At 46.6% G+C, this 7,973-nt stretch carries 6 protein-coding genes; all 6 read left to right on the top strand.

Annotation, left to right across the window (positions count from 1 at the left end; genetic code table 11):
• The first annotated feature begins 635 nt into the window (after nucleotides 1-635).
• The 6 genes from FS666_RS07205 to FS666_RS07180 all read left to right on the top strand — a co-directional run bounded on the left by FS666_RS07205 (nucleotide 636) and on the right by FS666_RS07180 (nucleotide 7,885).
• A complete protein-coding gene (locus FS666_RS07205) occupies nucleotides 636-1,655 on the top strand; it encodes a LolA family protein (RefSeq protein WP_120072061.1) in 1,020 nt (339 codons plus the stop codon).
• Between the two features lie 380 nt (nucleotides 1,656-2,035).
• On the top strand, nucleotides 2,036-3,403 hold the full coding sequence (locus FS666_RS07200) for an NCS2 family permease (RefSeq protein WP_120075932.1): 1,368 nt from the start codon (nucleotides 2,036-2,038) through the stop codon (nucleotides 3,401-3,403).
• A 28-nt stretch (nucleotides 3,404-3,431) separates the two neighbouring features.
• Entirely contained in the window at nucleotides 3,432-5,183 is a 1,752-nt protein-coding gene (gene ade, locus FS666_RS07195) for an adenine deaminase (RefSeq protein WP_144461185.1), read from the top strand.
• 187 nt (nucleotides 5,184-5,370) lie between these two features.
• Nucleotides 5,371-6,537, top strand: a complete 1,167-nt coding sequence (alr, locus tag FS666_RS07190; RefSeq protein WP_144461184.1) for an alanine racemase — start codon at nucleotides 5,371-5,373, stop codon at nucleotides 6,535-6,537.
• 711 nt (nucleotides 6,538-7,248) lie between these two features.
• Nucleotides 7,249-7,530 (top strand): CopG family ribbon-helix-helix protein, encoded by a 282-nt coding sequence (locus tag FS666_RS07185; RefSeq protein WP_018709208.1) that lies wholly within the window; start codon nucleotides 7,249-7,251, stop codon nucleotides 7,528-7,530.
• A 4-nt stretch (nucleotides 7,531-7,534) separates the two neighbouring features.
• Nucleotides 7,535-7,885, top strand: coding sequence for a type II toxin-antitoxin system PemK/MazF family toxin (locus FS666_RS07180; RefSeq protein WP_018709209.1), 351 nt, complete (start codon nucleotides 7,535-7,537; stop codon nucleotides 7,883-7,885).
• Nucleotides 7,886-7,973: the final 88 nt, after the last annotated feature.

Raw genomic sequence — 7,973 nt, 5'->3', positions numbered from 1 at the left:
CGCGCAGGCGAAAAAGAGCGCCCCCCGGTCACTGGAGCGCGAGTCCAATGCCCGCGCAGGCGAAAAAGAGCGTTCCCCGGTCACTGGAGTGGAAGTCCTCGGGCCAATTTTCGGTCACCAATGCCACCAATCCCAGTCTGTACGTCGATGAACAGTCGCCTCCACTTTTCTATTGTCCAGTTCCGGGCGGCAGGGGCTCGAGGTCGCTTCGGAAAAACCAATGAAGGCAAAAGGCGCCTTCACTGATTTTTCCTCCAGCGCTTGTCGCCCCTGAGCGGCCGCCCTCCACTTTTCCCCTGTCCAGTTCCGGCTCCTATCGACTAGCAAACTTCGATCTTCCTCCTACGATAAGTCAACATCGGCTCGCCTGCGGCTTCGCCGTGTTTCCTTTATCTCGTCGGAAGCTCTCCAGTTTGTACGTCGATGAACAGTCGCCTCCACTTTTCTATACATATTGTCCACGGTTGTCTCATATATTTTTAATGCGTCAGGAGAGAAGAGGCTGGGTACGGGAGTTATTGCCGCATTGTGCGGAACGGCTCGCAATATAAAGGGCAATGCCGGCCAATGGTTCCCGGCATCCCTCCTAATCTCTTCTTTTCATGTGTAAATGAGACAACAAAGGGGTTGAAGGAATGAGAAAGGGGTTATGGCTGGTTTGGGGGATTGTTGCGGCGATGCTCGTGCTTTCGGCCTGCGGTTCAAAATCTCAGGAAGATGTGACGAAAGGACTGAAGGAAAAAGCGGGGGATATCAAGGGATATAAGGCAAAAGCGAAAATGACGCTGGAAGTCGGGGATGAGCCACAAGTTTATGATATTGATGTCTGGCATCATAAGCCGGGTGATTATCGGGTCCATTTGAAAAATGCCAAAAAGGAACAAAGCCAGATGATCCTAAGAAATAAGAGCGGTGTGTATGTGCTGACGCCAGCCCTGAACAAGAGTTATAAGTTTCAGAGTGATTGGCCGCAAAACAGCAGCCAGGCGTATTTGTTTGAGTCTCTGGTAATGGATGTCCTTAAGGACAAGGAAGCGAAGTTCAAGGAAACAAAAAATCATTATGTGTTTGAGACAAAGACGCGCTATCAGAACAATAAGATGCTTCCGAGGCAGGAAGTCACTTTCAAGAAAAGGACTTTGGAACCGATCAGCGTCAAGGTGATGGATACGGACAAAAATCCGGTAGTCACGGTGAAATTTACGAAAGTGGATTTTGATGCCAAATTTGATGATGATGCATTTGATACAAAGAAAAATATGACGAGCGCCCAGTTGGAAGTGCCTGTACTGGCGGATCTGAGCGGGCAGGAATTTTCAGTGAAATATGCGATGGCTGAGATTCCTGGAGTGACACTGCATGACGAGAAGACGATAGAGACGGACAGAGGAAAGCGTGTCATCCTGACATACGAAGGAGAAGATAAGTCCTTCACGCTCTTCCAGGAAAAAGCAGAAGTGATTCCGACGGCATCAATGGAAACGGTGAATATGGCCGGTGAGATGGTGGATCTGGGTTTTGCCATCGGCGTCATGAATGATCATTCCATTGTCTGGAGCCAGGACGGTGTGGATTACATGCTTGCTTCCTCAGACCTGACGCAGGAAGAATTAATAATGGTCGCACGCTCGGTGCAAGGCGACTCGGTGAAATAGACCCTTCTACAAGAAAGGGTCTATTTTTTACAAAAAATAAAGAGAGAGAGTTGTACGTTTTTTAAAAAATGGTATAATGGTCCCTAACAATTATAAATATTTTGAACTTTAAATATCAAGCCTGCTCCTTCTTGACCTCCATTTATGGAGGGAGTCCCTTTTTAAGGATCGTCACGGAGGAGGTGGGCATTTCGATACGGAAAATTAAATAAACTGGGGAGGTGGGTTGCAAATATAGGGGCTCAGCGTGTTTCATCATTTGAAACCGCTTCCACACATCGGGTCAGGCATTCAAGGATTTTTCAGTTTTTAAAGAGGGGTATAAGGAGTCCTTGGCAGAATAGCTGATTTTGATTTTAATAAAAAGGAGCGATCTTGGTATGGGTATGATAGAAAAAGATATGGGACCCAGCGTTCCGCCTCCAACTCAGAACAGTCTGTTGGAAAGATTGTTTAAGCTTTCCGAAAGGAATACAAATGTCCGGACGGAGATGCTTGCTGGGCTGACTTCCTTTCTGACAATGAGCTATATTATTTTCGTTAACCCGGCAATTCTCTCAGATGCCGGAATTCCTAGAGAAGCGGCATTGGCTGCAACTATTTATGCGAGCGTTTTTTGTACGATATTAATGGCTCTTTGGGCAAATTACCCCGTTGCAGTGGCACCAGGAATGGGGCTGAACGCCTTCTTTGCCTATACTGTTGTCCTTGGCCATGGCTTGACATGGCAAACGGCACTTGGGGCGGTATTTATTTCCGGTCTTCTATTTTTAATTTTGACAGTGACTGGAGTCCGGCAAAAAATTGTGGATGGGGTTCCTGACGTACTAAAATCGGCGATCGGCGTCGGGATTGGTTTGTTCATCGCCTTTATCGGTTTTTCCAATGCGGAATTGATCGTTGCAAATGAAGCAACAACTGTGGCGCTTGGTGATGTGACAAGCCTCGGGCCGATCCTTGCATTAATCGGTTTTATCATCGCAGCGGTATTGACGGCAAAAAAGGTAAAAGGGGCACTTCTCATCAGTATTCTCGGAACAACCGTCATTGCCATGATCACAGGGTTTGTCGGATTTCCGAAAGGGATAGGAGACATTGTTTCGTTTAACCTGCCAAGCATGTCCGAGACATTTTTGGCAATGGACATTAAAGGAGCCATCGCTTACGGTATCCTTTCCGTCATCTTTTCCTTTACAATTGTTGAGCTGTTTGATAACTTGGGCACATTAATCGGATTGACGAAGAAAGCCGGGTTGGTCGAAAAGGACGGAAAAATCCGAAATTTGGACCGCGCCCTGCAGGCTGATTCAATCGGTACAATGGCAAGTGCCGCTTTTGGAAGCACTGCGTTGAATGCTTATGTGGAAAACGCCACAGGTATTCAGGAAGGCGGCAGAACCGGTCTGACTGCGCTGACCGCCGGGCTGTTATTCCTATTGGCATTGTTTTTCGCCCCGCTGATCGTTTTTGTCCCTTCGGTAGCAACAGCTCCGATCCTCATCTTAGTTGGGGCACTCATGCTCGGCGAAATCAAAAATATCAGTTTTGATGACTTTACAGATGTCATCCCTGCATTCCTGACGATCATTTTAATGCCCCTGACTTACAGTATCGCCACCGGATTGGCTTTCGGATTCATCTCTTATACACTATTGAAGCTTCTGACAGGAAAGGCCGGCCAAGTCCACTGGATCATGTATATCGTAAGTGCGGCGTTCATCATCAACTTTATAATGGGCAGCGGCTAAATCCGATAAATAGAGAGAGGGATACTGATTGACTTTTACAAAGGAAATGCTGGAAAAAAGAATCGACGTGGCGGCAAAAAGAGTCCCAGCCGATTTGGTCATTAAAAACGGGAAAGTTGTCAATGTTTTTACGAAAGAGATCATAACAGAGGATATTGCGATCGTTGATGGATATATTGTTGGAACAGGAACGTTTGAAGGATATGAGACGGTGGATGCTTCCGGCAAATTTGTCGTGCCCGGCTTTATTGACGGGCACGTCCATATCGAATCGTCGATGGTCATCCCCTCGGAGTTTTCCAACGTTGTCCTTCCGCATGGTGTTACGACCGTTGTGGCCGACCCCCATGAAATAGCGAATGTAAGCGGAACGGCCGGCATTGATTTTATGCTTGAAGCATCTGAAGGCATACCCCTCGAAGTTCTGTTGATGCTGCCTTCATGCGTTCCCGCCACTCCTTTTGAAAACTCGGGTGCCACACTTGAGCATTCGGATTTGGAGCCTTATTATTCCCATCCAAGGGTCATCGGTCTTGGAGAGGTCATGGATTACCCCTCCGTCCTTTACAAGGATGATAAAATGCTGGACAAGATCGTAGATGCCTCGGCAAAAGAAAAGTGCATTGACGGCCACGCATCCGGTATTGATGCTGGCGGGATCAATGTTTATATGGCATCAGGGATCAGAACGGACCATGAATGCGTGACTGCGGAAGAAGCTCTTGTCCGCATGAGAAAAGGGATGTACGTCATGCTTCGTGAGGGGTCCGCGGCAAAGGATCTGGTCACCCTGCTCAAAGCGGTGAATGAACAAAATGCGCGCCGCTGCCTGTTCGTTACGGATGATAAGCATCTGGATGAAATCATTGATGAGGGAAGCATCGATTTCAATGTGAAAACGGCGATCCGGGAAGGGGTGGACCCGTTGACTGCCGTTCAAATGGCAACGCTGAATGCGGCAGAATGCTTCGGCCTTAAGACAAAAGGGGCCATTGGGCCTGGATATGAAGCCGACCTTTTACTGTTAAATGACCTGGAGAAGGTCGATATAGAACGGGTGTATAAAGGCGGCAGGCTCGTGGCGAAGAACGGCGACGTCATCCGGCCTGCAAAGCCGTCTGTTACCCCCCCTTCCATTATTACCGGCAGCATCAATATCAGCTCTGTTTCCCTGGAAGACTTAAAAGTGAAAATGAGCGAAGGGAACATGGCGAATATTATTGAAATAAGGCCCAAAATGATTGTGACCAAGCACCTCGTCGAAGAGGTGGATGTCATAGACGGCCATTTTCAGCCAAGCGTCGAAAAAGACCAGTTGAAAATAGCTGTCATCGAACGCCACTATAGGACCGGCAATATTGGTCTGGGAGTGATCAAGGGACTGGGGATCAAAAATGGTGCGATTGCATCGACGGTTGCTCATGATTCCCACAATATCGTAGCTGCGGGGACAAATGATGAAGATTTGTTAAAGGCAATCCAGATGACGGCAGATATGAAGGGCGGCCTTGCCGTCGTCGAAGGCGGAAACCTGATCGCTTCCCTTCCGCTGCCTGTTTCAGGCTTAATGTCGGATATGGAATACAGAGTGATTAATGAACGGATTCATGAGCTTAACGGCGCTTTGAAGAAAATCGGCTGTTCCATGGAATTCAATCCATTCATCACTTTAGCGTTTCTTGCCCTGCCCGTCATTCCTGAACTGAAACTTACTGATAACGGACTATTCGATGTAAAAACTTTCCAACATATAGATATTGAAGCTGTAAGCGTAAAATAGTGAAGATAAAGCTCCCGTTGCAAGGCGGGAGCTTATATTTGACTAAAATGTTGCTCCTCTCAATTGCTTTACGTTGACTGTCATCAATTTTTTACAAAGATGACTTCAAAATTTATTTGACATATACGGGAGTGAATTGAATAATCAAATAGGAGTCAATTTGATTTCCTGGGGAGCGTGACTTTTTTTGATTGGCCAAACTCAATATTTTCGTGATACATGGGCAGAGATTGATCTAGATGCCTTGTATCAAAATGTAAAAACAATCCGTGACGGGCTGCCTCGGGAAACGAAATTGTTTGCTGCAGTCAAAGCAAATGCATACGGACACGGAGATTTTCAAATTGCGAAAGAAGCATTGAAAGCAGGCGCCCACGGCCTCGTTGTTGCATTGCTTGATGAGGCATTGGTGCTCAGGCAGAAAGGGATAAAAGCGCCGATTCTTGTACTTGGCCTGATCAGGCCGGCGGATGCCGGCGTTGCTGCCAGGCATCATATTTCAGTGCCGGTCGTCCAATTGGAATGGCTTAAAGAGGCTGGCCGGACAATGGGAGCCGGGGTACCGCCGCTGAAAATTCATGTTAAGTGCGATACGGGAATGGGGCGTATCGGACTTAAGCATGAAGAAGAATTGAGAGAAATTGAGCAGTTCATCAAACATACAGACGAATTTGAATTCGAAGGGATTTTCACCCATTTCTCGACCGCAGACCAAGCCAGCGAAAAGTATTATCAAGGGCAGCTGGCTGCTTTTAAAAAATTTGTATCCGTGCTGGAAACAGTTCCAAAGTACGTACATGCCGCCAATAGTGCAGGCGCCCTTTGCCACAATGACTCTTTTTTCAACGCGGTCAGAGTAGGCATTGCTATCTACGGCCTTTCCGCTTCACAGGAAAGACCACCGCTGAACAAGGGGAAACAAGTATTTTCGCTTCACAGTAAAATTGTTCATGTAAAAAAAATACGGCCGGGCGAATGCATCGGGTATGGGGCCGCCTATCAGGCAGAGAAAGAAGAATGGATTGCGACAATTCCGGTCGGCTATGCAGATGGCTGGCTGCGCAAGCTGGAAGGACAAAGTGTTATAGCCGGCGGCGAGCGTGCGGAAATAGTAGGCAGGATCTGCATGGACCAGACAATGGTCAGATTGCCCCATTATATGCCGATTGGCACGCAAGTCACCCTGATTGGCGGCCAGGGGACCGGAGATTTTATAACAGTGGAAGAAATTGCCGAAAAGCTTGACACAATCAATTATGAAGTGATCTGCATGATCAATTTTCGTGTTCCCCGTTTTTATAAAAGGGGCTCTAAATTAATCGAAGTCGAGAATCCGCTTTTTCGGGGAGTATAAACGACGTCTTCCGCTTTTTATTGTCCAGCTCCGGGCTCCAGCGACTAGCAGACTTCGCGCTGTGCTCCTGCGGCGCAGCTTATTCGAGGATGATTGGCTCACCTCGTCGCAAAGCTGCATGATGTGTATTCAAGGAAGACTCACACGATGTTATTGAAGTCAGCAGCTTTCCTACGATAAGTCAACATCGGCTCGCCTGCGGCATCGCCGTGTTTCCTTTATCTCGTCGAAGGCACTCCAGTCTGTACGTCGCTAACCGACGCCTTCCGCATTTCTAATGTCCAGCTTCAGGCGGCAGGGGCTCGAGGTCGCTTCGGTCAAACCAATGAAGTCAAACTACGACTTCACTGGTTTGCCCTCCAGCGCTTGTCGCCCCTAAGCAGCCGCCTTTCGCTTTTCTTGCAAAAAATTAATTTATTTTGCTGAAAAAAGAAGGAGTTATGACAAAAAAGAAGAATTCATGTATAAGGAATTCTTTGTCATGCCGATAATAAGAAGAAATACTAAAAATTTGCAGCTGATCATGGCAAGTTTTACCGGATATAAACGATTTGTCCTTTTTTGTTTTTTAAAAGAATGTTAAATGTTCTTTGCACCAAGGATGAATGATGTTATGATGGTATGTGGATTTATATTAAGGCTTTTTTAAAAATGGTTTGTTTTTTGCACTCTCGCGGGTGCGTGGATTGAAATATGGTGGAGGTGTAGTTGGTGTCTGAATCCAGCGCAACAACTGAAATTATCATTCGTTTACCACAGCAGCTCTTGGCAGAGTTGGATGGATTTGTGGAGCAAGAAAATGTAAATCGAAATGAATTTATCTACCGGGCTACAAAAATGTACATTCGCGAACGAAAAAAACGCCACATAGTAGAATCAATGAGACGAGGCTACATGGAAATGGCAAAGATCAACCTAGCTATCGCATCGGAGGCTATACAGGCGGAATACGAGGCAGAGCATACTGTCGAGCGGCTTGTAAGCGGGGGATGATCTTTTGGTCGTTAAACGGGGTGATGTGTTTTTCGCCGATTTATCCCCAGTAGTTGGTTCGGAACAAGGCGGAGTCAGGCCGGTGCTTGTGATCCAGAACGATATTGGAAACCGGTTCAGTCCCACAGTCATTGTTGCAGCCATTACTGCCCAAATCCAAAAAGCAAAGCTGCCTACACATGTGGAAATTGATTCAAAGCGTTACGGTTTTGAAAGGGATTCAGTCATACTGCTTGAACAGATTAGAACAATCGACAAGCAGCGTCTTACTGATAAGATTACACATCTGGATGAAGAAATGATGGAGAAAGTGGATGATGCCTTGCAGATCAGCCTGGGCCTCATCGCTTTTTGAGACGCTTAATTGGCGTCTTTTTTTACTGAGTAAGAAAGTATAAGATGTTTTAGCTTTAAAATTTTGAACAAAGCCATTTGTTGTCTAG

The sequence above is a fragment of the Siminovitchia fortis genome, from assembly GCF_007681465.1.
In the GTDB taxonomy this organism is placed as follows: Bacteria; Bacillota; Bacilli; order Bacillales; family Bacillaceae_C; genus Siminovitchia; species Siminovitchia fortis.
The sequence above is the reverse complement of the archived record's forward strand: the minus strand, read 5'-3'. Positions and strand labels throughout refer to the sequence as shown.